This is a genomic window from Streptomyces sp. NPDC097595 (assembly GCF_044761525.1).
Lineage (GTDB): Bacteria > Actinomycetota > Actinomycetes > Streptomycetales > Streptomycetaceae > Streptomyces > Streptomyces drozdowiczii_A.
This window is the reverse complement of the sequence record NZ_JBIWCN010000010.1, coordinates 1-20,545: the sequence shown is the minus strand read 5'-3', so window position 1 is coordinate 20,545 and position 20,545 is coordinate 1. Positions and strand designations below refer to the sequence as shown.

26 protein-coding genes are annotated in these 20,545 nt (G+C 73.2%); 16 read left to right on the top strand and 10 right to left on the bottom strand.

The window, feature by feature from the left end:
- Window positions 1-5: 5 nt before the first annotated feature.
- The 7 genes from ACIQZN_RS17135 (at window position 6) to ACIQZN_RS17105 (ending at window position 7,877) form a co-directional block, all read left to right on the top strand.
- Window positions 6-1,979, top strand: coding sequence for an acetyl/propionyl/methylcrotonyl-CoA carboxylase subunit alpha (locus ACIQZN_RS17135; RefSeq protein ID WP_403993821.1), 1,974 nt, complete (start codon window positions 6-8; stop codon window positions 1,977-1,979).
- Complete coding sequence (locus tag ACIQZN_RS17130; RefSeq protein WP_403993818.1) at window positions 1,976-3,142, top strand: acyl-CoA dehydrogenase family protein; 1,167 nt, start codon at window positions 1,976-1,978, stop codon at window positions 3,140-3,142. Before ACIQZN_RS17135 ends, ACIQZN_RS17130 begins: the two co-directional genes overlap by 4 nt.
- 67 nt (window positions 3,143-3,209) lie before the next feature.
- Window positions 3,210-4,796: an AMP-binding protein gene (locus ACIQZN_RS17125; RefSeq protein ID WP_403993815.1), complete on the top strand. Its 1,587-nt coding sequence runs from the start codon at window positions 3,210-3,212 to the stop codon at window positions 4,794-4,796.
- 77 nt (window positions 4,797-4,873) lie between these two features.
- A complete protein-coding gene (gene lspA, locus ACIQZN_RS17120; protein WP_403993812.1) occupies window positions 4,874-5,410 on the top strand; it encodes a signal peptidase II in 537 nt (178 codons plus the stop codon).
- Window positions 5,411-5,473: 63 nt separating this feature from the next.
- Window positions 5,474-6,055 carry a Uma2 family endonuclease gene (locus ACIQZN_RS17115; RefSeq protein WP_403993809.1) on the top strand — a complete coding sequence of 194 codons (582 nt, stop codon included), beginning with the start codon at window positions 5,474-5,476 and terminating at the stop codon, window positions 6,053-6,055.
- A 191-nt stretch (window positions 6,056-6,246) separates the two neighbouring features.
- Window positions 6,247-7,071 (top strand): aminoglycoside phosphotransferase, encoded by an 825-nt coding sequence (locus tag ACIQZN_RS17110; protein WP_403994473.1) that lies wholly within the window; start codon window positions 6,247-6,249, stop codon window positions 7,069-7,071.
- A gap of 80 nt (window positions 7,072-7,151) precedes the next feature.
- The gene (locus ACIQZN_RS17105; protein WP_403993806.1) at window positions 7,152-7,877 is read left to right on the top strand and encodes a dienelactone hydrolase family protein; all 726 of its coding nucleotides are present in this window, start codon (window positions 7,152-7,154) and stop codon (window positions 7,875-7,877) included.
- Window positions 7,878-7,901: 24 nt separating this feature from the next.
- On the opposite strand, the gene ACIQZN_RS17100 is transcribed toward ACIQZN_RS17105, so the two are convergent.
- Window positions 7,902-8,510, bottom strand: a complete 609-nt coding sequence (locus tag ACIQZN_RS17100; RefSeq protein ID WP_403993803.1) for a LysE family translocator — start codon at window positions 8,508-8,510, stop codon at window positions 7,902-7,904.
- 5 nt (window positions 8,511-8,515) lie between these two features.
- Complete coding sequence (locus ACIQZN_RS17095; RefSeq protein ID WP_403993800.1) at window positions 8,516-9,256, bottom strand: metallophosphoesterase; 741 nt, start codon at window positions 9,254-9,256, stop codon at window positions 8,516-8,518.
- Window positions 9,257-9,382: 126 nt separating this feature from the next.
- Here ACIQZN_RS17095 and ACIQZN_RS17090 point away from each other — a divergent pair, with 126 nt between their 5' ends.
- The 4 genes from ACIQZN_RS17090 (at window position 9,383) to ACIQZN_RS17075 (ending at window position 11,679) form a co-directional block, all read left to right on the top strand.
- Window positions 9,383-9,979, top strand: coding sequence for a CGNR zinc finger domain-containing protein (locus tag ACIQZN_RS17090; RefSeq protein ID WP_403993797.1), 597 nt, complete (start codon window positions 9,383-9,385; stop codon window positions 9,977-9,979).
- 284 nt (window positions 9,980-10,263) lie between these two features.
- On the top strand, window positions 10,264-11,136 hold the full coding sequence (locus ACIQZN_RS17085) for a DMT family transporter (RefSeq protein ID WP_403993794.1): 873 nt from the start codon (window positions 10,264-10,266) through the stop codon (window positions 11,134-11,136).
- Window positions 11,137-11,353: 217 nt separating this feature from the next.
- Window positions 11,354-11,500 (top strand): DUF6000 family protein, encoded by a 147-nt coding sequence (locus tag ACIQZN_RS17080; protein ID WP_403993791.1) that lies wholly within the window; start codon window positions 11,354-11,356, stop codon window positions 11,498-11,500.
- Window positions 11,479-11,679: a DUF6000 family protein gene (locus ACIQZN_RS17075; RefSeq protein WP_403994470.1), complete on the top strand. Its 201-nt coding sequence runs from the start codon at window positions 11,479-11,481 to the stop codon at window positions 11,677-11,679. The genes ACIQZN_RS17080 and ACIQZN_RS17075 overlap by 22 nt, the downstream gene beginning before the upstream one ends.
- A 79-nt stretch (window positions 11,680-11,758) precedes the next feature.
- Here the strand turns inward: ACIQZN_RS17075 and ACIQZN_RS17070 are convergent, their stop codons facing one another.
- Window positions 11,759-12,940: a lanthionine synthetase LanC family protein gene (locus ACIQZN_RS17070; RefSeq protein ID WP_403994468.1), complete on the bottom strand. Its 1,182-nt coding sequence runs from the start codon at window positions 12,938-12,940 to the stop codon at window positions 11,759-11,761.
- A 64-nt stretch (window positions 12,941-13,004) separates the two neighbouring features.
- Window positions 13,005-13,172, bottom strand: coding sequence for a hypothetical protein (locus tag ACIQZN_RS17065; RefSeq protein WP_403993788.1), 168 nt, complete (start codon window positions 13,170-13,172; stop codon window positions 13,005-13,007).
- 212 nt (window positions 13,173-13,384) lie between these two features.
- Between ACIQZN_RS17065 and ACIQZN_RS17060 the strand changes: the two genes are divergently transcribed.
- On the top strand, window positions 13,385-13,900 hold the full coding sequence (locus ACIQZN_RS17060; protein ID WP_403993785.1) for a hypothetical protein: 516 nt from the start codon (window positions 13,385-13,387) through the stop codon (window positions 13,898-13,900).
- A 9-nt stretch (window positions 13,901-13,909) separates the two neighbouring features.
- Here ACIQZN_RS17060 and ACIQZN_RS17055 read toward each other — a convergent pair whose 3' ends face one another.
- The gene (locus tag ACIQZN_RS17055) at window positions 13,910-14,770 is read right to left on the bottom strand and encodes a hypothetical protein (RefSeq protein ID WP_403993782.1); all 861 of its coding nucleotides are present in this window, start codon (window positions 14,768-14,770) and stop codon (window positions 13,910-13,912) included.
- A gap of 149 nt (window positions 14,771-14,919) precedes the next feature.
- On the opposite strand from ACIQZN_RS17055, the gene ACIQZN_RS17050 reads away from it, so the two are divergent.
- Entirely contained in the window at window positions 14,920-15,660 is a 741-nt protein-coding gene (locus ACIQZN_RS17050; protein ID WP_403993779.1) for a phosphotransferase family protein, read from the top strand.
- A gap of 4 nt (window positions 15,661-15,664) precedes the next feature.
- Here the strand turns inward: ACIQZN_RS17050 and ACIQZN_RS17045 are convergent, their stop codons facing one another.
- Together ACIQZN_RS17045 and ACIQZN_RS17040 are read right to left on the bottom strand one after the other, a co-directional pair.
- A complete protein-coding gene (locus ACIQZN_RS17045) occupies window positions 15,665-15,919 on the bottom strand; it encodes a hypothetical protein (RefSeq protein ID WP_403993776.1) in 255 nt (84 codons plus the stop codon).
- A gap of 47 nt (window positions 15,920-15,966) precedes the next feature.
- A complete protein-coding gene (locus ACIQZN_RS17040; RefSeq protein ID WP_403993773.1) occupies window positions 15,967-16,380 on the bottom strand; it encodes a MerR family transcriptional regulator in 414 nt (137 codons plus the stop codon).
- A gap of 55 nt (window positions 16,381-16,435) precedes the next feature.
- On the opposite strand from ACIQZN_RS17040, the gene ACIQZN_RS17035 reads away from it, so the two are divergent.
- Window positions 16,436-17,407 (top strand): SDR family NAD(P)-dependent oxidoreductase, encoded by a 972-nt coding sequence (locus ACIQZN_RS17035; protein WP_403993770.1) that lies wholly within the window; start codon window positions 16,436-16,438, stop codon window positions 17,405-17,407.
- A 42-nt stretch (window positions 17,408-17,449) separates the two neighbouring features.
- The gene (locus ACIQZN_RS17030) at window positions 17,450-18,178 is read left to right on the top strand and encodes a DUF2625 family protein (protein WP_403993767.1); all 729 of its coding nucleotides are present in this window, start codon (window positions 17,450-17,452) and stop codon (window positions 18,176-18,178) included.
- Between the two features lie 59 nt (window positions 18,179-18,237).
- On the opposite strand, the gene ACIQZN_RS17025 is transcribed toward ACIQZN_RS17030, so the two are convergent.
- Window positions 18,238-18,609, bottom strand: coding sequence for a hypothetical protein (locus ACIQZN_RS17025; RefSeq protein ID WP_403993764.1), 372 nt, complete (start codon window positions 18,607-18,609; stop codon window positions 18,238-18,240).
- A gap of 75 nt (window positions 18,610-18,684) precedes the next feature.
- Entirely contained in the window at window positions 18,685-19,320 is a 636-nt protein-coding gene (locus ACIQZN_RS17020) for a Type 1 glutamine amidotransferase-like domain-containing protein (RefSeq protein ID WP_403993761.1), read from the bottom strand.
- A gap of 129 nt (window positions 19,321-19,449) precedes the next feature.
- Between ACIQZN_RS17020 and ACIQZN_RS17015 the strand changes: the two genes are divergently transcribed.
- On the top strand, window positions 19,450-19,764 hold the full coding sequence (locus ACIQZN_RS17015) for a hypothetical protein (protein WP_403993758.1): 315 nt from the start codon (window positions 19,450-19,452) through the stop codon (window positions 19,762-19,764).
- 31 nt (window positions 19,765-19,795) lie between these two features.
- Here ACIQZN_RS17015 and ACIQZN_RS17010 read toward each other — a convergent pair whose 3' ends face one another.
- On the bottom strand, window positions 19,796-20,413 hold the full coding sequence (locus ACIQZN_RS17010) for an HAD family hydrolase (protein ID WP_403993755.1): 618 nt from the start codon (window positions 20,411-20,413) through the stop codon (window positions 19,796-19,798).
- Window positions 20,414-20,545: the final 132 nt, after the last annotated feature.

Here is a 20,545-nt window from a genome sequence, read left to right as displayed (position 1 = left end):
TCCACGTGATCAAGAGTCTGCTCGTCGCGAACCGGGGCGAGATCGCCTGCCGGATCTTCCGCACCTGCCGCGACCTCGGCATCGCCACCGTCGCCGTGTACTCCGACGCGGACGCCGGTGCGCTGCACGTCCGGGAGGCCGACACCGCCGTACGGCTGCCGGGCGCGGCCCCCGCCGATACGTATCTGCGCGGCGATCTCGTCGTGGCCGCCGCGCTCGCGGCCGGGGCGGACGCCGTGCACCCCGGATACGGGTTCCTCTCCGAGAACGCGGGCTTCGCCGCCACCGTGCAGGACGCCGGGCTGCGGTGGATCGGGCCGCCCGTGAAGGCGATCGAGCTGATGGCGTCGAAGACCCGCGCCAAGGAGCTGATGGCCGCCGCCGGGGTGCCGCTCCTCGCGCCGGTGGACCCGTCCGCCGCGACGGCCGAAGACCTGCCGCTGCTGTTGAAGGCGGCATCGGGCGGCGGTGGGCGCGGGATGCGGATCGTGCGGGAACTTGTCGATCTGCCCGGGGAGTTGACTGCCGCCGGGGCCGAGGCGCTGTCCGCGTTCGGGGACGGGGAGGTGTTCGCCGAGCCGTACGTGGAGCGCGGCCGGCACGTCGAGGTCCAGGTGATGGCGGACGAGCACGGCGGGGTGTGGGCGCTGGGGACCCGGGACTGCTCGCTCCAGCGGCGGCACCAGAAGGTCATCGAGGAGGCGCCGGCTCCGGGTCTGCCGGAGGAGCTGCGGGGGCGGCTGCACGAGGCGGCGGTGGCGGCTGCCCGGGCCGTGGGGTACCGGGGGGCCGGGACCGTGGAGTTCCTGGTCGCCTCGGACGGGCGGCCGTACTTCCTGGAGATGAACACGCGCCTTCAGGTGGAGCACCCGGTGACCGAGGAGGTGTTCGGGCTCGACCTCGTCGCGCTTCAGCTCCGGATCGCGGAGGGCGAGCCGCTGCCGTGCGCCGAGCCCCCGTCACCGTCCGGGCATGCGGTGGAGGCCCGGCTGTACGCGGAGGACCCGGCGCGAGACTGGCAGCCGCAGACCGGAGCACTGCTCTCGCTCTATGTGCCGAAGGAGCCCGGACTTCGCCTGGACACCGGCTACAAGGGCGGCGACACGATCGGCGTGCACTACGACCCGATGATCGCCAAGGTGATCGCCCGGGCGCCGACCAGGGCCGAGGCGGTGCGGCTGCTCGCCCGCGCGCTGGAGCGGGCGCGCATCCACGGGCCGGTGACCAACCGGGACCTCCTCGTCCGGTCGTTGCGGCACCCGGACTTCGTGGGCGGGCACCTGGACACCGGGTTCTACGACCGGCACCTGTCGGAGCTGACCCCTGCCCCGGACGAGACGTCCGCCCGGCTCGCGGCCACCGCCGCCGCCGTGGTCGAGGCGGCCCGTAACGCCACCTCCACCACCAGGGGCGGCTTCGTCCGCTTCGGCGCCTGGCGCAACCTCCCCTCGCAGCCCCAGCTCCGGCGCTACCGCAGCGAACCGGACGGGGGTGAGCACGAGGTCACCTACCGGCCCACCCGCGACGGCGGCCTGACCGTCGGCGGCATCGGCACCGACGGCGTCCGCGTGGTGTCGGCGGGCCGCGTCCGGGCCGCCCTCGAACACGGCGGTGTCACCCGGCACTTCGAGGTGTTCCGGAGCGACACCAGGGCGTACGTGGACACCGCCTCCGGCGCGTACACCTTCACCGCCCTGCCCCGCTTCACCGACCCGGCCGACCGCACCGAGCCCGGCTCGCTGCTCGCTCCCATGCCCGGCACGGTGGTCCGCCTCGCGGACGGCCTCGCGGAGGGGGCCGCCGTGGAGGCCGGGCAGCCGCTGATCTGGCTGGAGGCGATGAAGATGGAGCACCGCATCCTCGCCCCCGCCTCCGGCACCCTCACCGCCCTGCACGCCGCGCCCGGCCTCCAGGTGGAGGTCGGCGCCCTGCTCGCCGTAGTCACGGAATCCGCAGACCCTGCTGAGGAGCACGCATGAGCACGAGCACCGTCCTCGAAACCGAAGAGCACCAGGCCCTGCGCGCCGCCGTCGCCGCCCTCGGGAAGCGGTACGGGCGCGAGTACATGCAGTCCCTCGTCAGCGAGGGCGGCCACCCCCGCGAGCTGTGGGCCGACGCCGCGAAGGCGGGCTTCCTCGGCGTGAACCTCCCCGAGGAGTACGGGGGCGGCGGCGCCGGGATGGCGGAACTGTCCATCGTGCTGGAGGAGTTGGGTGCCTCCGGCTCACCGCTCCTGATGATGATCGTGTCGCCCGCGATCTGCGGCACGGTGATATCCCGCTTCGGCACGGAGGAGCAGAAGCGGCAGTGGCTCCCCGGCCTCGCCGACGGCTCCCTCACCATGGCCTTCGGCATCACCGAGCCGGACGCCGGCTCCAACTCGCACCGCATCACGACCACGGCGCGCCGGGACGGCGGGGACTGGGTCCTCACCGGCCGCAAGGTGTTCGTGTCCGGTGTGGACATCGCGGACGCCACGCTGATCGTCGGCCGCACCGAGGACGCGAGGACCGGCAAGCTCAAGGCCTGCCTGTTCATCGTCCCGCGCGAGACGCCCGGCTTCCAGCGGAACCGGATCGACATGGAGGTCCACGCGCCGGAGAAGCAGTTCGAACTGGTCCTGGACGACGTGCGGTTGCCGGCGGACGCACTGGTAGGGGACGAGGATGCGGGGCTGCTCCAGCTCTTCGCCGGGCTCAACCCGGAGCGCATCATGACCGCGGCCTTCGGTATCGGCATGGGGCGTTACGCGCTCGGCCGGGCGGTCGAGTACGCGAAGACGCGCCAGGTCTGGAAGGAGCCCATCGGCGCCCACCAGGCCATCGCCCACCCGCTGGCCCAGGCCCACATCGAACTCGAACTGGCCCGCCTGATGATGCAGAAGGCCGCCCGGCTCTACGACGCGGGCGACGACGTCGGCGCGGGCGAGGCGGCGAACATGGCGAAGTACGCGGCGGGCGAGGCGTGCGTGCGGGCGGTGGACCAGGCGGTGCACACGCTGGGCGGCAACGGGCTCACCCGCGAGTACGGGCTGGCGTCGCTGATCACGGGGGCGCGGGTGGCGCGGATCGCTCCCGTCAGCCGGGAAATGATCCTGAACTACGTATCCCACCAGACGCTGGGTCTCCCCAAGTCGTACTGACGGGCGCACAGTTGCCCGTACACAAGCCAGAGGCCGCCCCCCACCGCATCGAAGGGACCGACCCAGCATGGCGCACGTGTTCCGCAGCGATTACCCCGATGTCCAGCCGCTCGACGCCGCCATCCACGACGCGGTGCTCGGGCACGCCACCGAGCGGTTCGGCGAGACCGTCGCCCTGATCGACGGCGCCAACGAGTCCAGCCGCCTCACCTACGCGCAGCTCGACGCCTTCCACCGTAGGATCGCCGCCGGTCTCGCCGCCGCCGGCCTGGTCAAGGGGGACGTGCTCGCCCTGCACAGCCCCAACACCATCGCGTACCCGGCCGTCTTCTACGCCGCGACGCGGGCGGGCGCCACGGTCACGACGGTGCACCCGCTGGCGACGGCGGAGGAGTTCGCGAAGCAGCTCCGCGACTCCTCCGCGCGCTGGATCGTCACGGTGTCCCCGCTGCTCGCGGTCGCGCGCCGGGCGGCCGAACTCGTGGGCGGCATCGAGGAGGTGTTCGTCTGCGACCACGCGGAGGGCCACACCTCGCTCCTGGACATGCTCACCACGACCGCCCCGGAACCGATGGTGACCGTGGACCCGGCGGAGGACGTCGCGGCCCTCCCGTACTCCTCGGGGACGACGGGCGCCCCGAAGGGGGTGATGCTGACGCACCGGTCGATGGCGACGAACCTGGAACAGCTGGCCCCGTTCGTGCCGTTGGGGGAGGGTCACCGCATTCTCGCGGTCCTCCCGTTCTTCCACATCTACGGCCTCACGGCCCTGATGAACGCCCCGCTGCGGCTGGGCGCGACGGTCGTCGTCCTCCCGCGCTTCGACCTCGCGCAGTTCCTGGCGGCGATCGAGACGCACCGCATCAACGGCCTGTACGTGGCTCCGCCGATCGTCCTGGCCCTCGCGAAGCACCCGGTGGTCGACCGCTACGACCTGTCCTCGCTGGAGTACATCGTCAGCGCCGCCGCCCCGCTCGACGCGGACCTGGCCGCCGCGTGCTCCCGCCGCCTGGGCCTGCCGCCGGTCCGCCAGGCGTACGGCATGACGGAGCTGTCCCCGGGCACCCACGTCGTCCCGCTCGCCGCCGAGAACCCGCCGCCGGGGGCGGTCGGCACGCTGCTCCCGAGCACGGAGATGCGGATCGTGTCCCTGGACGACCCGTCCGCCGACGCCCCGCCCGGGGAGCCCGGCGAGATCCTGATCCGGGGCCCCCAGGTCATGAAGGGCTACCTGGGCCGCCCCGACGCCACCGCCGCGATGATCGACCCGGACGGCTGGGTGCACACCGGCGACGTCGGCCGGGTGGACGAGGCGGGCTGGCTCTTCGTGGTCGACCGCGTGAAGGAGCTCATCAAGTACAAGGGCTACCAGGTCGCCCCCGCGGAGCTGGAGGCGCTGCTGCTCGGCCACGAGGCGGTGGCGGACGCGGCGGTGATCGGCATCCAGGACCCCGACGGCAACGAAATCCCGAAGGCCTACGTGGTGCGGGGCGCGGGGGCGGCGGTCACGGCGGAGGGGCTGATGGCCTGGGTGGCGGAGCGGGTGGCCCCGTACAAGAAGGTGCGCCAGGTCGAATTCATCGAGACGGTGCCCCGGGCGGCGTCGGGGAAGATCCTGCGGCGTGAGCTGCGGGACCGGGCGGGCGGACGGTGACGGGGAGCCCCTGAGCGGGATACGTTCCCTGCCGGGAGCCTGCCGTCCGTGGTGCGACGAGGGCCAGGAGGGCGAGCATGCCGGACGTGACGACGAGTGTGCGCAGGCGCGCCTACCTGCTGTGGGCGGTCGCCGCCCTCGCGTACGCCGTGGACCTCGGGACCAAGCTGGCGGTGGTCGCGAAGCTCGAAGGCCGTACGACCGTGTCCGTGCTCGGGGACTGGCTCGTGCTGCGGGTCCAGCGCAACCCCGGCGCCGCCTTCGGCATGGGTGCGGCGACGACGATCGTCTTCACCCTGGTCGCCACGGCCGTGGTCGTCGTCGTGATCCGCTACTCACGCCGCCTGGCGAGCACCCCGTGGGCGGTCGCCCTCGGCCTGCTCCTCGGCGGCGCCCTCGGCAACCTGACCGACCGACTCTTCCGCGCCCCGGGCGACCTCCAGGGCGCGGTGGTCGACTTCATCGCCGTCCGGGACTTCAGCGTGATGAACCTGGCCGACTGGGCGATCACCGGCGGCTGCGCGCTGGCCGTGGTGCTGTCGTTCCGGGGGGTGCCGACGATCGCGACCACTGCCGAGGGCACCCCGGGGCGGCGGGCGCCGGAAGCGTTGTAGCGCGGACCGTGTTCGGCGCGCGGCCTCGTGGTCCCGGCCTGGCCGAGTCGCTACGGTTGAGGCATGACCGCACTGCCCGACTGGATGCGCCCGCCCCGCGCGGAAGGCTGGTACGCGGAGGATCTGGACCGCCTCCCGGAAGCACCGCGCCACACCGAGCTGATCGACGGAGCCCTCGTCTTCATGATGTCCCCGCAGCGGTGGTGGCACGGCCATCTCGTCACGATGCTCACCGTGGCTCTCATGGAGCAGGCACCGGCCGATGTGAGGGTCGGACGGGAGATGACCATCAGACTCGATCAGCGCAATCGGCCCGAGCCGGATCTGCTGGTGACGACGGCGGACTTCGATGGTGACCGCACCTGGTTCGCGCCGGAGGAAGTACGACTCGCGGTAGAGGTGGTCTCCCCCGAGTCCGCACACCGGGACCGCACGGTGAAGCTGCGGAAGTACGCGGAGGCCGGCATCCCGCACTACTGGCGCATCGAGGACGAGGACGGAGCACCCGTCGTCCACATCTACGAACTGGACGGGCCGACCGCCACCTACGTACCCGTCGGCATCTTCAGGGGCTCGCTCAGCCGGCCGGTGCCCTTCGAGATCAACCTCGACCTGGAGAAGCTCACCCCACCACGTCGCGGCTGAGCCGGCACGAGCGGCCGGCCGACGGCATCCCCATCGTGACCCCCGGCGAGTACGCGGGGAACCGGACCCAGCCCTGTTCACCGGGGGTGTTCCGAAGAGACCGCCGACGCGGCTGGTGCGTCTCTCGGACTCGGGCATAAACAAGGTGCGCAGGGCGCGATGACCTCGGCATGATGCCCGGCGTGACTGACATGCCGAGCAGCGCCGTGCCCTCCCCTGCGGTCCTCGATGCTTTTGGGGTGAAGGGCTTCGCCGTCCCGCTGGCCGGTGGGCAGGGTCGGAGCGTCCTCGTCGGGGCGTACGTGTTCAAGCCCGCCGAGGGCCCTGACGACGAGGCCGAGTGGGCGACCTGCCTGTTCGAAGGGCTCGCGTCGGAAAGCGGCTTCCGCGTTCCGCTGCCCTTGCGGGCCGTCGACGGGCGGTGCGTCGTGGACGGGTGGACCGCCAGTGAGTTCCTGACCGGTCAGTCCGGACCGGAGGGGCACTGGGTTGGTGTGCTCAGTGCCGGTCGCGCGTTCCACGAGGCCCTGCGGCGAGCGCCCCGGCCCGAGTTCCTCGGTCGGCAGACGCACCCGTGGGCGGTGGCCGACCGGGTCGCGTGGGGCGAGCAGGACATCGACGTGATCGATGACCTCGCCGTACCGTTCTCGAACTTGCTGGACCTGAGGCGCCCCGTTGCGCAGGACGCCGCTCAGCTCATCCACGGTGACCTCACGGGCAATGTCCTGTTCGCTCCGGATCAGGCGCCCGTCGTGATCGACTTCTCCCCGTACTGGCGGCCGCCGTTGTTCGCCGAGGCGGTCGTGATCGCGGACGGGCTGCTGTGGTTCGACCTTCCGCCCGAGCTGTTGACGGCCGGCGGCGACCATCCCGACTGGCCGCAGATGCTGATCCGCGCACTGATCTTCAGGCTCGTCGCGCACAGCGAGAATGCGGGGCCGCTGGGGCGGGCTCATCCGGGTGAGGCGGAGCGCCTTGCGAGGGCGGCCGAGGTCGTGGTGAGGCGGCTGCTCTAGAGCGCGCCCGAGCAGCTCACGGCTTCCGCCTGCGGTGAACGCCGGCCCGGCCGTGCTCGGCGCGCACTACGGTCCGTCCCATGACGACGGTTACCACGCGCACGGTCACGTACCCGGCCGACGGTCTGACGATGGTCGGCCACCTCGCGCTCCCGGCCGGCACCGGCCGCCGGCCCGCCGTGCTGCTCGGGCCGGAGGGCATGGGCCTCAGCGACGTCGAGCGGCGCCGGGCGGAGGCCCTTGCCGAACTCGGCTACGTAACCCTGGCCTTCGACCTCCACGGCGGGCGGTACCTGGGCGAACCCGGGGAGATGCTGGCCCGCTGCATGCCGCTGCTCGACGACCCCGACCGGATGCGCGGCATCGGCCACGCGGCGCTCGACGTACTGCGCGCCGAACCCAGGGCCGATCCCGACCGGATCGCCGCCATCGGCTACGGCACCGGCGGCATGATCGCGCTGGAACTCGGGCGCGACGGCGTCGACCTGCGGGTGATCGGGACCGTCAACGGACTGGGCACCGGCCGACCGGGCGAGACCGCGCGCATCCGCTGCCCGGTGTGGGCCGGGGTCGGGTCGGAGGACCCGATCATGGGGCCCGCGCAACGGGACGCGTTCACGGCCGATATGCAGTCGGCGGGCGTCGACTGGCGCTTCGTTGTCTACGGCGGCGCCCTGCACGCGTTCCACCACCCACCGGTCGACCACGCCGCGCCCCCCGGCGTCGGCCACCACCCACGGCACGCGCAGCGAGCCTGGTGCGATGTCGTGGACCTGCTGGCCGAGTGCCTGCCGGTGAGGGAGTGATCCGGCCGCGCTCGGGCATCGGGGTCACGCCACCGCCGCCCGGACCCCGAGTGCGATCAGGATCGCCGATGTGGCCCGGGCGGCCCTTCGTTTGAATCGGGGGGTCTGGAGGATGCGGGTCGCTCGGAGGATGAGGAAGGTCCAGGCGGTCAGCCAGAGGGTGAGCAGGAGGGCCTGGGCCGTGGCCAGGGTGAGGAGTTGGGCGGGTAGGGGGTCGTGGGGTGTGAGGAACTGGGGGGCCAGGGTCAGGTAGATCGCGGCCGCCTTCGGGTTGAGGACGTTGGCCAGGAACGCCTGGGCGTATACGGAGTCCGTACGACGCCTCGGGCGGCGGCGCGGGGCCGGGGTCGCGGTGTGCCAGGTCCACAGGCCGAGGCCGATCAGGTAGACCGCTCCGGTGAGCCTGATCGCCGTGAAGGCCACGCTGGAGTGCATGACCAGGGCCGACAGGCCGGCCGCGGCGAGCGCGGCGTGGACGTACAGGCCCGTGACCGTACCGAGGACGACCGGAAGCGCGCGGCGGCGGCCGCCCTCGGTGACGTACTGGATCAGCAGGGCCAGGCTGGCCCCGGGCGTCGCGATCAGCGGCAGGATCGCGACCAGGAACCCGGCGACCGCGACGGGGTGGGCCACGGGGATCAGAGCACGACCCGGTAGTGGGTGGTCAGGCGGCCGTCGTCGGACAGGATGTGGAACGCGAGGCCGGGCGGCTGTTCCAGATCCGCGACCTCGTCGCCCTCCCACGGCAGGCGCAGGGTCCAGGTGACCGCCGGGCCGACGATCAACGGCCGCCCCGCGAAGGTGGACGCGGCGGCGGTGTGGGCGTGGCCGGTGAGGACCGCGGCGACCTGCGGGTGTGCGGCGAGCAAGTCGGCCAGGGCGCCCGGCTCTTCGAGCCTGCAGGAGTCGGGCAGCGGGTGGTGGAGCTCGACCGGCGGCTGGTGGAAGGCGATCAGCGCGGGGGTGTCCCGCGGCAGCGCGGTCAGCGTGGTGTCGATCCAGGTCAGCGTTTCGGCGTCGAGGCGGCCCTCGTCGCGGCCGGGGATGGTCGCATCGCACATCAGGATCGCGGTGCCGGCGATGTGGTGGGCCCGGTTGACGGGGCCCTCGCCGGGCGCCTCTCCGAGGAGGGCCTTGCGGTACGCCGGGCGCGCGTCGTGGTTGCCGGGGCACATGAGTACGGGGAAGGGGGCGGCCAGGATGCGGGCCGCCTCCTCGTACTCCGCCTCCGTGCCGTGGTCGGCGATGTCCCCGGTGACCAGGAGCGCGTCGACCGGTCGGGGCAGGGTGCGCAGGTAGTCCATGACGCGGGTGGCGCGGCGGGTCGCCCGCGCGCTGCCGTCCAGGTGCAGGTCGCTGATCTGTGCGAGCAGGGTCATGCCGGAGTCGCCTCCCATGGCGGTGCCTAACGGAAGTTTTCTGTTTTGCCGTTAGGGACTTTAGGGTGTGCGCAGAGGTGTGTTCAAGTGGTCGGTGACCGGGGACCGAGAGGGAAGGGACGACTTGTGGAGCGCTGGCCGGCGTTGGAACTCGCGAGCACGATCCGCCACGACGGGGATGGCGGCGTCGCGGACGACCTCGCCACGGTGGAGGGGACGACGCGCTGGATCCAGGAGCGGAGTGAGGTGCCGGCCGCCGAACCCGTCGCGGACGAGCGCCTCAGGCTCGACCTCGTCGAGCTCCGGCAGGCGGTCCGTGCCCTGTTCGCCCGAGCGGTCAGCCCCGCGCCCCCCAGCCCGGCGGACGCCCACCGCCTGATGCCCGCCGAGGAGGCGACGGCCCGCCTCAACGCGGCCGCCACGCGGGAGCCGGTGGCGCCTCAACTCGACTGGCCGGGAGAGGGAGTTCCGGCCGTCCGGCTGCTGTCCGCGGAGACCGACCCGTCCGTCCGGCTGCTCGCCGCCCTGGCCCGCGACGCGATCAACTTCCTCAGCGGCCCGCAGCGTACGCAGCTCCGCTCCTGCACCGCGCCCCGCTGCGTGCGCTACTTCGTCAAGAGCCACGGCCGCCAGGAGTGGTGCAAACCGTCCTGCGGCAACCGCGCGAGGGCCGCTCGCCACTACCGGCGGCAGCGGGGGGAGGGCGGGGGCGCTCCGTCCTGACGGCGCCGGACAACCGCAGAGCCTCGCCGCCAGGCTTCCGGGTGGGTTGGTCCACGCTGCGGAGCCGGTGGTCCGTCCGCCTCGTCCACCCTGAAAAGCAGTCGCAGCCGCCGAAACGGCCGCACTAGGGTTCCCCCATGCGCTTCACGATCTCGCCGCCGCCCGCCCGCTAGCGGGCAGCGCGCAGACCAGTCCCGACCCCGGCAGCACAGCTGCTGGGGCGATGGATGCCGCCCGCCCGCCAAGCGGACCTCCTCCGGCCATCCATCGTGGAGACACACCAGATGATCACGCATGCCCTCACGCCGCTACGGCGTGGTCTGCTCTCCGTTTCCGCCGCCGCCATCGCCTGGGGCGCAGGCGGTGCCGCAGCACACGAACTGTTCCGCACCAGCGGCCTCGGCCCCGTCGCGGTGTCGTTCTGGCGCTTCGCCATCGCGGCGGCCGTGCTGACCGCCCAACACCCGCGCCGACCTGTCGACTTCCGGCCCACGTCGTGCCGACGCGCCACCGTACTCACCGGAGTCGCACTGGCGGCCTATCAGACGGCCTACTTCGGCGCCGTCCAAGGCGCTGGGCTCGCCCTCGGCACGATGATCACCCTCGGCGCGAGCCCGGTCCTGGTCAGTATCGGAGCCTTCGTCTTTCTGGACGAACGGCTCACCAGGCGCGGCACTGCCGCGATCGCGATCGCACTGCTCGGTCTGCTTCTCCTGGTCGCGCGCCCGGTGTCCGGGCCCCGTCCGGCGGTGGGCATCGCGGTGGCTCTGCTCTCCGCCGTCGGTTACAGCGCCGTCACCCTGCACGCCCGCCGCACCGGGCAAGCGACCGCGGACGCGGCCACGTGGACTGCGGGCGCACTGTGTCTGGCGCCCTTCGCGCTGGCCCAGGGGGCCTGGCCCCGTGCTGAACATGCCGCCGTTTCCGCCAGTTGGCTCATCTTCCTCGGCGTCGTCCCGACCCTGCTCGCCTACCGCTGGTACTTTTCCGGGCTGACCACGGTCCGCAGTACCACCGCATCCGTGCTCGTGCTCCTGGAGCCCGCCACCGCCGCCTTCCTGGCCGCCCTGCTCGGTGAACGGATCAGCCTGTCCCTGGCACTCGGGTCGATCCTGCTTCTGGCAGCCGTCGTCGTCCTGGCGCGCGACACATCCTGAGCTGGGACCGGCGTGCCGGCCAGATCCTTGGTCAGGAGACGGGGGCCTCCGGGAAGCCGAGCTCGTCCAGGAGCGACGTGAAGAGGTCCTCCGCGAAGGCGGACGACACCCCCGTCGGCCTCGAAGCGCTCGTCTACGGTGGCCTCGACGCGTGGGGCCTCCACGGCGGCTGACCCGCGCGGTCTCCCCTGCGCGGGGGCGGGGCAGAATCGGCGGCGTGATACGCAATCCTCACGGCGGCCCCGAGTTGCCGGCCCTGGTTCGCCGCTACGTCACGCCCCAGCGGCGCTATCTGAAGCTCGGCGGCGGCCTGCTGCGTCTGGAGGATCCTGAACGCGGCCGATTCATGCGTACGTCGACCTGAACCTCGGAGGTGGACGGGCCGACCGCCTCCGGCAGCCGGAGGGGCTGTGGCAGCGGTGGCTCCAGGACGCGCCCCACATGCGGGGCCGCCCGGACCCCACCCCCCAGTTCCTGAGCGTCATGCGCCGGCTCTGCGCGTGGGTCGAGGAATGCGGCGAGGCTGAAGACGGACGCCGGTAGGCCGGTGGCCGGATCGCCGCGAAGGGGGTGTGGGACCGGGTCGCCGAGGCCTGTCCGGACCGGGCCGTGAGGGGGACCTTCAGCCGGTGGACGGGTGATCCGGGAAGGGGACCGCGTACCTCGGGTCGCGGTGTGTCGTGATGCGGGCATGGCGAAGGAGTTCACGAATGATGCCCGCGTTGCCCATGGCCCAGCCGGTCGTGGGCGCGAGGTCACCAGGCGTCTCACGGTGTTCGAAGTTGGACCAGCAGAAGCCGTCGTTGTCGGTCCTCGCGCGGGCCGCGAGGTCGGCGACGAGGGCATCGGCGAAGTCGCTGCCGTCGCCGCGTTCGACCTGGCGGTCACAGGCGAGGGCGAGGACACCGGCGGTGCCGCAGCAGCGGCCGTTGTTGTCCCAGAAGCCGGGACGGATGCGTCGTGGAACGCCCGAGTCGACCAGGGTGCGCCAGCAGCGGTCGATGAGGGCGGGCCAGCCGGAGTCGTCGGCCCGGACGTGGCTCAGCAGGCGGAACACCTGGGCGTCCCCGGCCGTGCCGTGGCACCAGCCGTAGCTGTGACGCTCGATCTTCTCGTGTTCCTGCTGCGGGTCGGAGTGCGGGACGAGAAAGCCGTCCGGGCCTGCCTCGTCGCGGGAGACCACGTCAGCGGCCCCGGCCAGTGCGAGGTCGAGCAGGTCGGGGCGTTTCGCGGCGCGCCCCACGGCGGCGAGTGCGTAGACGATGCCAAGGGTTCCGTGCGATATGTGGTGCAGACGCGGGACGGACCCGGCCCGGATCTCCCACTGGACACCGGCGGTGGTGGTTTCGGCAGTGCGCGCGTAGCGGGCGACGGCCCGTTGGGCCAGGTCGAGATCGCCGCATTCCAGCGCGGCGAGCGCGATGCCGGCATTGCCGACGATGAGTTCGTAGTAATCGTTCCACCCCGCGCCGTCGAAGCGGGACCGCAGCACGTCCAGAGCACGGTCGGCGGCAGCCCCTGCCGCGGCGTCGCCGAGCGTCCGGTGCACACCCCGCAGCGCGACAGCCATCCCGGCCACGCCCGTGTACAGCCCGCTGTTCTCCCAGCCGTCGACCGCTGCGGCGACGCTGAGGGCACCACGCGACGCGGCGTCCGCGTAGCGGTCGTCGGCGAAGTACCGCCATGCGTCGAGGAGAGTCGGCAGCACCCCTGAAGTCCCGCTGTACAGAGTCGGCGTGACCTGGTCGGCGGCGGGGGTGACCGGCCAGGCCAGACCGTGGTCGACGTCCCGGGCAGCCTTCATCAGCCACTCAAGGGCCCCGACGGCAAGCGATTCCGCGTCACGCGGTGCACCAGTAGTCATCGCCCTAGGCTTCCACAGCGTCCGGGCCTCCTCGGCCGTCTTCGGCGGACGACGACGCGGGGGCTTCCGGGAAGCCCAGTGCGTCCAGCAGGTCGTCGAACAGGTCCTCCGCGAAGGTGTCCTGGCTGCGGAACAGGGCCTCGACGCGGGGCGGCTGGGCGGCGGCACGCACGCCGGCCGCTGCCGGGGCCGGGCTCGCCGCCTCCGTCCCCCGTAACGGCACCGTCCCCGCCCCCGCCGTGCCCCTGCCGTCCTCCGCGAAGGCGCGGGCGGAGGCCCCGCACGAGATCGCGTTCGTGCCCGGGCCCGCCGCAGCGCGTCTCGCAGGAGCTGCTGCTGTGCGGGGCGACCGTCCGGCTCGCGCCGGCCGGGCGGTGGACGCTGATGGAGTCGGCCCCCTCGGAGGAGACGCCGGGCAAGCACGGGCGACGGGCGACGGTGCTGCGGCTCGACGGTCTTGCGGCGGTGGCGGAGACCGCGTTCGACTCCGCCGGGCTGACCACGGTGGTCGCCCGGCGCGAGGGGGACGACGCGTGCGTCCTGTCCGTCGTCGCCAAGGGCCGGACGGCCGCCCACCGGTGGGCGGGGGTCGGTTCGACGCCCTCCCAGGAGACCGCGCGCCAGGACGCGGAACTGCTCGTCGCGGCGGCGGGCCAGGGCGACGCCCGCGACGTCGCGCGGCTGCTGCGCGACCCGGGCGACCCGTCGGAGCTCCTGATCCGCACCCTGACCGCGCTCGGCCTCCCGCCGCTCCCGGTCGGCTTCGGCGAGCGCGCCGAGGTCTTGGTCGACGCCCGGGGCGTCACGGTGCACCGGGCCCGGTCGCTGTGGCAGGGCATGAAGGACTTCATGAGCGACGACACCGACCCGAACCCGCCGTTGCAGCTGGACAGGCGGTGAGTTCTCCCGTTACGAGGGCAGGGCCGCGCCCCGGTAGACGCGGTCGAGCAGCCGGAACAGCGGGGCGTCGTAACGCGACAGCTCAGTGCGGGTGTTGATCTCGTTGTGCACTCCGTCGCCGCCGGGCCGGCCCTCGTAATTGACGTCGAAGTAGCTCTGGATGCCCTCGGCCCAGTACTCGCTCGTGTTGCTGATGGCGTAGGTGTTGGCCCAGCGGCCGGACGCGCGGGCCTGGTCGTACGCGCTCTGCAGCTCGCCGGTGAAGGCCGGGTCGATGTGCCGGATGCCCATGTCGGCCACCGAGTGGCCGAATTCGTGCACGAAGACGTTCTCCCGGCCCTGGTTGTCCGCGAGGTTGGCCTCGGTGCCCACCGAGACCGGCAGGTAGTCGGTGGCGCCCATCCCCGCCCAGTAACGGTCGTCGAGCGAGGTCCCGAACGCCGCGCGCACCTCGGGGACCGAACTCATCCGCTCGTTCCGGGCGGTGATCACCACGCGGAGGTTGCGGCGGTCCAGCTCGCCGACCGGGTAGTACGGCCAGGTGCGGACCAGGGCCTCCAGCTGGCGGGCCGCCTTGAGCAGGGTGGAGTCGGCGACCTGCGCGGAGCCCAGGACCGCGACGGAGGCGCCGGTGTTGACGTCCCGGGGGCCCTCCACGTACTTCGCGTACCACCCGGTGTCGAGCCGGAAGCGGTTCACCACGGCCTGGGGCACGGGGCTCTGGACGGCCGCCGCCGCCGTCGTCACAGGGGGCGCCGCAGACGCCGGACCGGCGCCGGCCAGCAGCGCGGGCAGCAGCGCGGCGGCCACGAGCAGGGCCCGGAGTCGCGAGCGGGCGGGGTGGGGGGTACGTACGGTCGCGAGGCTCATCCTGCGCCCTTTCGGGTGGGGGAGACGGGATCGTGGGAGCGCGCCCACGCCATTGTGGGGCGGGTCGGCCGTTACGGGAAGGGCACGCGTACAACGTTGTACGTAAAGGGAGTTGGGGTCCTCCGGTAAACCCCGGGAGACTGGGCGGCATGGATGAGGTCGAGGTCGTCGTAGCCCATTCCGAGCGGACGACGCTGCGCGTCGGGGACATGTTCCTGAAGGTGGACGCGGACCGGGCGCGGATCGCCGTGGAGGCCGAGGCGCTGGCGTTGGCACCGGTCCCGACGCCGGAGGTGTTGTGGCACAAGCCGTCCGTGCTGGCGCTCGCCGCCGTCCGGGGCACCGCGCTCGGCCGCCTCGGGGAGCCCTCGCCCGCGTCCCCGGAGGCGTGGGCCGCGGCGGGGGCGGCGATCCGGGCGCTGCACGAGGCGCCGTTGCCGCCGTGGCCCGGGCGGAGCGCGGACGGCCTGGCGGCCGAGCTGGAGCGGGAGTGTGACTGGCTCCTGGCCCACGAGGTCCTGCCCGCCGAGCTGGTCACCCGCAACCGCCGGATCGCGGAGGCGGCGCTGCGGCCGTGGGAGCCGGTGTTCGTGCACGGCGACCTGCAGATCACCCATGTGTTCATTGGCGAGGACGACGAGGTGACCGGCATCATCGACTGGTCCGAGGCGGCGCGGGGGGACGCGCTCTTCGACCTCGCCACGCTGACGCTGGGGCACGAGGAGCGCCTGGGCGACCTCGTCGCCGGGTACGGCACCGACGTCGACCTGGACATCGTGCGCGCCTGGTGGTCGCTGCGCAGCCTCACCGCGTACCGCTGGCTGGTCCAGCACGGCTTCGACCCGGCGGCACCTGGGTGCGAGCTGGATGTGCTGAGGGCGGCGAGGTGACGGCTTACGCCTGGGGGCCGGGGTCGTCCGGGTCCGCCGGATCGGCCGGGCGGAACCGGCCCATGCTGATGCTGATCAGGACGGCTCCGAGCACCGGCAGCACGCCGTAGAGCAGGGGGTTGCCGAACCGGCTGACGAGGAAGCCCGCCCCTCCTACAGCGACGAGCAGGAGCGGCCGCCTGATGATGTGCCCGCAGACCACCGCGAGACGCCGCACTCCGCGCGCTTCGGTGAGCCTGGTCCAGTCCGAGGGCGTCATAGCGCCCAGGGTAGGCCGCCCGGCGAGCCGTCGCCCCCTCGGCAGACTCAACTCGTCGGGTCCCATAGGCCGTTCGCCTCGCCCCGTGCCAAGTGGTCCGCGTAGATGCCGACCTTCCAGGTGATGACCGAGCGGCACTCCTCCAGGGCCGCGATCTGGGCGTCGACGCGTTGGCGGTGGGTGTCCAGGAGGTGGAAGCGCTCGGCCTCGTTGCCGGGGCCCTGGCGTACGAGGTCGGCGAACCGTTTCAGGTCGGCCAGGGGCATTCCGGATTCGCGCAGCTTCACGCAGATCAGCAGCCAGTCGACGTCCAGCGTGCTGTAGCGGCGCCGGCCGCCGGAGGTGCGGTGCACGGGGCCCACGAGCAGGCCCTCGCGTTCGTAGTAGCGGAGGGCGTGGACGCTGAGGCCGGTACGGTCGGACACCTCGCCGATGCTCAGGGTGTCGGTGATGGTCGCCATGCCGTGAAGCGTAGGACTTGATCTAGAGCGAGGTCTAGATCGTAGCGTCGTCTCCATGACCAGCACCGAACAGCAGCCCATCGGCTCGCCCTTCTCCGCCGCCAGCACCGCCCAGGACGTCACCGCCGGGCTCGACCTCTCCGGCCGGAACGCCGTCGTGACCGGGGGCTACTCCGGGCTCGGGCTCGAAACGACCCGCGCGCTCGTCGGCGCCGGGGCGCGCGTCGTCGTTCCGGCGCGGCGGCCCGAGGTCGCCCGCGCCGCGCTCGACGGGGTGGGCGGTGACGTCGAGGTCGTCGCCATGGACCTGGCCGACCTCGGGACCGTACGGGCGGCGGCGGCGCACATCCGCGAGACGCTGCCCACGATCGACCTGCTCTTCGCCACCGCCGGGGTCATGGCCACCCCGGAGCGGCGCGTCGGGCCCGGGTGGGAGAGCCAGTTCGCGGCGAACCACTTCGGGCACTTCGCCCTCACCTGCGAGCTGTACCCGCTCCTCGCCGCCGGTGACGGGGCGCGCGTCGTCGTCTACAGCTCCGCCGGACACGACATCACGGACATCCGCCGGCACGATCCGCACTTCCGTACCGGATACGACAAGTGGCAGGCGTACGGGCAGGCCAAGACGGCCAACGTGCTCTTCGCCGTGCACCTGGACGCGCTCGGCCGGGGCGACGGCGTGCGGGCCTTCGCGCTCCACCCGGGGGCGATCATCACCGGGTTGCAGAGGGACATGACGCTCCAGGAGCAGGTCGAGCGCGGATGGGTGGACGAGGACGGCAAGGTGATCGGGAAGGGCTTCAAGACCCCGCCCCAGGGCGCCGCCACCGGCCTGTGGGCGGCCACCTCACCGCTCCTGGCCGACCGGGGCGGCCTCTACCTGGAGGACTGCGAGGTCGCCCGCGTCTACGACCCCGAATCGCCCGAGAGCGGCGGCGTGCGCGCGTACGCCGTCGATCCGGAGGCGGCGGCCCGGCTGTGGGAGGTGTCGGTGGCGGCGACGGGGGCGGCGCCGATCGGCCGCTGACCCGGCGGGCGGGGCGCCGGACCGCTTTGCCACGATGCGTGGATGCGCGCACTCGATGAGCTGACCGATGTCGAAGACCCCGCCTGGCCGTTGTTCCTCGAAGAGGTGGCCCGCGCGGGAGCGCCCGTCGAGGTGCTGCCCGGCGACCCCGGGGCGGGGCGGGCGACCTTGTGGCAGCTTCAGGTCTCCGCCCGGTCGAACCTGGGCGGGCTGGCGCTGAACTGCGGCGGGCTCCTCGTGGACGGCGGGTGGCTGCGGGTCTTCGGCAGCCCGGCGCCCGGCGCGGCGCACGGGGTGCCCGGTCTCGCCGCCGTCAACGCGATGCCGGCGGACGCCGGTCCGGCGTGGCGGCCGGGGGCCGGGCTGGTGGTCGCGCACGACGTGCTGGGCGGCGTCTTCGCCGTCAACGGGGGCGACCCCGGCGCGGCCGGGCGGCCCGGCGGCCCCGGCGAGATGATCTACTTCGCGCCCGACGCCCTCGGCTGGCTGGCCCTGGGCGCCGGCCACTCGGCCTGGCTGACCTGGATCCTCGCCGGGGGCCTGCGGGACTTCTACCAGGGGCTGCGGTGGGACGGCTGGCAGGCGGAGACCGCCGCGCTGGACGGGCACCGGGGCCTGTCCTTCCACCCGCCCCTGTGGTCGGCCGAGGCCCGCGAGGACCTGGCGGCGACGAGCCGGCGGGCGGTGCCGATGGCGGAACTCCTGGGCGTGGCACGCGACGCCTGTCGGCAACTGGACGGCGGCGATCCGGGGTTCCTCGGGGTGGTGTGAGGCGGTCCGGGAGCGGTCGGGGGCCCGGGCCGGTCCCGTACGCCCGTAAGCCGGTGCCGTCAGGCCCCCACCGGTTCCAGGCGCAGCCGCACGTACGGCCATGGCGGGGGAGCGGACGGGCCGAACCAGACGCGCACGTCCTCGCCGGTGCGGACGGGCAGGCGGGGGAAGTCGTTCACGGCGTGCTCGGTGCGGTGGAGCGCGTGGGTCGGCGTCAAGTGGCGGGCGGCGTACGTGTCGAAGGCCGCCGGGTCCGGAGGGTGGCAGATCGTCGCCCGGATCTCCGTGGCGTCCGGGGGCGGGGTGCGGCCGGGCCCGCGCAGGAGGAGGACGTCGTCGCTGTCCGCCATCGTGGCGTTGGCCGCGTCGCGGTGCCGCCGCCAGACCGGGCCGTCGTAGAACGCCGCCAGCGCGCGGCGGCGGTGTGCCATGTCGGGGAACGCGCGCAGCCAGACGAAGCGGTCCGGGCGTTGGCCTCGCGGTACGGGGGATGAGCCGGGGGCTCGTCAGCTCAGGGGCAGGGGGTCGATGCCGAGGGTCTCCCCGTCGCTGAGGCAGCGGTGCGGGAGGCCCGCCCCGGTCAGGTGGGCGGCGGCCCGGTCCGCGCCGGGCGCCTCGGGGTGGTCGGAGCGCCAGTGCGGGACGATCCGGAAGGGCACCAGGCCGAGGCAGGACGGCTCGATGCCGGACGGGTAGCCGTCGGGGTGGACGTCCGGGTCGTCGATCAGGTCGATGCCGCGCAGGTCGGGGCCGGTGACGCAGGCCCCGGCGGAGAAGCCGCCGTACACGAAGTCGGGCCGATGACGCTGTGCCCGCAGGGCGTCCGCGAAGCGGGTCCGCGTCATCGCGCGGGCGAGGACGAAGGCGTTGCCGCCGAGCACCCAGACCAGGTCGAGCGCGGCCAGCCGGGCGGCGAGCCCGTCCGGGGCGGAGAAGTGGTCGCGCAGGTCGAGTTCCTCGCAGGCGTACCCGAAGGACTCCCAGGTACGTATCTCGCGCGGCAGGTTCCGGTTCCGTGAAGGCCCGTACGCGTCCAGCGCGTTCAGCACGATTCCCGCGCGGGCGGTGCCGGTCGGCGGCGGCAGGACCGCCGGGCGGTCGGCGCCCGGCTTCAGGTACCAGGAGCTGAGCAGGAGTCGCACGTCGGCCTCCGGGGGACGAGGGCTGGTCGGTGGCGCCGCGGGGGCCGGGGTGCGGGCATCGTACGACGGGCGCTTGACCTCAACCGCGCTTGAGGGGCCACCGTCTGGATAGGCCGGTCCGCCGCACCGATGGCGGGCCTCTTACGCGGGAGGGACACCCATGTCCCTGCGGCCGACCTCGGCCGCATCGTGGAGATGGCCGGCGACGAGCTCACCGGGCCCCAGATCGCCGAGGTCTTCGCCCGCGCCGCCGGGCGGCCGGTGGGCTTCGTCTCCCTGCCTGTCGGTGAACTCCGGGCACACAGCGAGGAGATGGGCGCGATGTTCGCCTGGTTCAACGAGGTGGGCTTCCGCGCCGAGGTGGACGACCTGCGCCGCGCGGTGGCCGCACCGGTCACCCTGGAGAGCTGGGTCGCGGAGCACTGGAGCGTGCCGGTGGCGTGACGGTGGGCGTCCCTCTGGCGCGCGGGCCCGGTCAGAGGCCCAGCGACGCCAGCGCGCCGCGCAATTCCCCGACACCGCGGTAGTGGTGGCCGGTCAGGCCGGCGGTGCGCGCCGCCGCCACATGGCCGGCGGTGTCGTCGACGAACAGGCAGCGGCGGAGTTCCGCGCCCACGGCGCGGGCGGCGGCCTCGAAGACCCGGCGGTCCGGCTTGGCGACTCCGATGCGGGCGGTGTTGATCACCGCGTCGAAGGCGTCCGTCAGGCCCAGCGCGGCGAGATCGGCCTCCAGCCGGGTCGTGGCGTTGGAGACGAGGACCACGGGTGTCCGGGCCCGGAGGGACGCCAGCAGTTCCAGGAGCCCGGTGTCGACGCGCCCGGTCAACGCCGACCAACCGCCGACGAGTTCCCGGGCGCGGGCGGCCGACCCGCAGCTCCCGGCCACGGCTTCCGCCACACGCTCCCGCCACTGCTCGTCGCTGATCCGGCCGGTGACGGCCTCGTCCAGCAGGGCGGGCCGGAAGGCGGCGGCCGCGAGGGTGCCCTCGGGCAGTCCCGACCGGTGATCGAGGGCGGTCATGCCGTCCGGATCCCACAGGCGCAGGACGCCGTCGAAGTCGCAGAGCACCGCGTCGAAGGGGGAGTTGGTCACGCCCCCGATCCTGCCACGCGGCCCCGCACCGGGCCCACTGATGCTCCTATTGCTGTCAAGCGGCTTGGAGCCATTCACGGTAGGCGTGAGTGAGGTCGTCGTTCCTGCTGAGTCCTCTTTCGAGCCTGGAGA

Excerpts from the sequence above, each read along its gene's own strand:
- ACIQZN_RS17055 (WP_403993782.1), bottom strand. The coding sequence starts at position 14,770 with ATGAGCCTCGCGACCGTACGTACCCCCCACCCCGCCCGCTCGCGACTC.
- ACIQZN_RS17030 (WP_403993767.1), top strand. The coding sequence starts at position 17,450 with ATGCGCGCACTCGATGAGCTGACCGATGTCGAAGACCCCGCCTGGCCG.
- ACIQZN_RS17095 (WP_403993800.1), bottom strand. The coding sequence starts at position 9,256 with ATGACCCTGCTCGCACAGATCAGCGACCTGCACCTGGACGGCAGCGCG.
- ACIQZN_RS17110 (WP_403994473.1), top strand. The coding sequence starts at position 6,247 with ATGCCGAGCAGCGCCGTGCCCTCCCCTGCGGTCCTCGATGCTTTTGGG.
- ACIQZN_RS17045 (WP_403993776.1), bottom strand. The coding sequence starts at position 15,919 with ATGACGCCCTCGGACTGGACCAGGCTCACCGAAGCGCGCGGAGTGCGG.
- ACIQZN_RS17040 (WP_403993773.1), bottom strand. The coding sequence starts at position 16,380 with ATGGCGACCATCACCGACACCCTGAGCATCGGCGAGGTGTCCGACCGT.
- ACIQZN_RS17130 (WP_403993818.1), top strand. The coding sequence starts at position 1,976 with ATGAGCACGAGCACCGTCCTCGAAACCGAAGAGCACCAGGCCCTGCGC.
- ACIQZN_RS17015 (WP_403993758.1), top strand. The coding sequence starts at position 19,450 with ATGGCGGGCCTCTTACGCGGGAGGGACACCCATGTCCCTGCGGCCGAC.
- ACIQZN_RS17025 (WP_403993764.1), bottom strand. The coding sequence starts at position 18,609 with ATGGCACACCGCCGCCGCGCGCTGGCGGCGTTCTACGACGGCCCGGTC.
- ACIQZN_RS17105 (WP_403993806.1), top strand. The coding sequence starts at position 7,152 with ATGACGACGGTTACCACGCGCACGGTCACGTACCCGGCCGACGGTCTG.
- ACIQZN_RS17085 (WP_403993794.1), top strand. The coding sequence starts at position 10,264 with ATGATCACGCATGCCCTCACGCCGCTACGGCGTGGTCTGCTCTCCGTT.
- ACIQZN_RS17125 (WP_403993815.1), top strand. The coding sequence starts at position 3,210 with ATGGCGCACGTGTTCCGCAGCGATTACCCCGATGTCCAGCCGCTCGAC.
- ACIQZN_RS17070 (WP_403994468.1), bottom strand. The coding sequence starts at position 12,940 with ATGAAGGCTGCCCGGGACGTCGACCACGGTCTGGCCTGGCCGGTCACC.
- ACIQZN_RS17035 (WP_403993770.1), top strand. The coding sequence starts at position 16,436 with ATGACCAGCACCGAACAGCAGCCCATCGGCTCGCCCTTCTCCGCCGCC.
- ACIQZN_RS17050 (WP_403993779.1), top strand. The coding sequence starts at position 14,920 with ATGGATGAGGTCGAGGTCGTCGTAGCCCATTCCGAGCGGACGACGCTG.
- ACIQZN_RS17060 (WP_403993785.1), top strand. The coding sequence starts at position 13,385 with ATGGAGTCGGCCCCCTCGGAGGAGACGCCGGGCAAGCACGGGCGACGG.
- ACIQZN_RS17115 (WP_403993809.1), top strand. The coding sequence starts at position 5,474 with ATGACCGCACTGCCCGACTGGATGCGCCCGCCCCGCGCGGAAGGCTGG.
- lspA (WP_403993812.1), top strand. The coding sequence starts at position 4,874 with ATGCCGGACGTGACGACGAGTGTGCGCAGGCGCGCCTACCTGCTGTGG.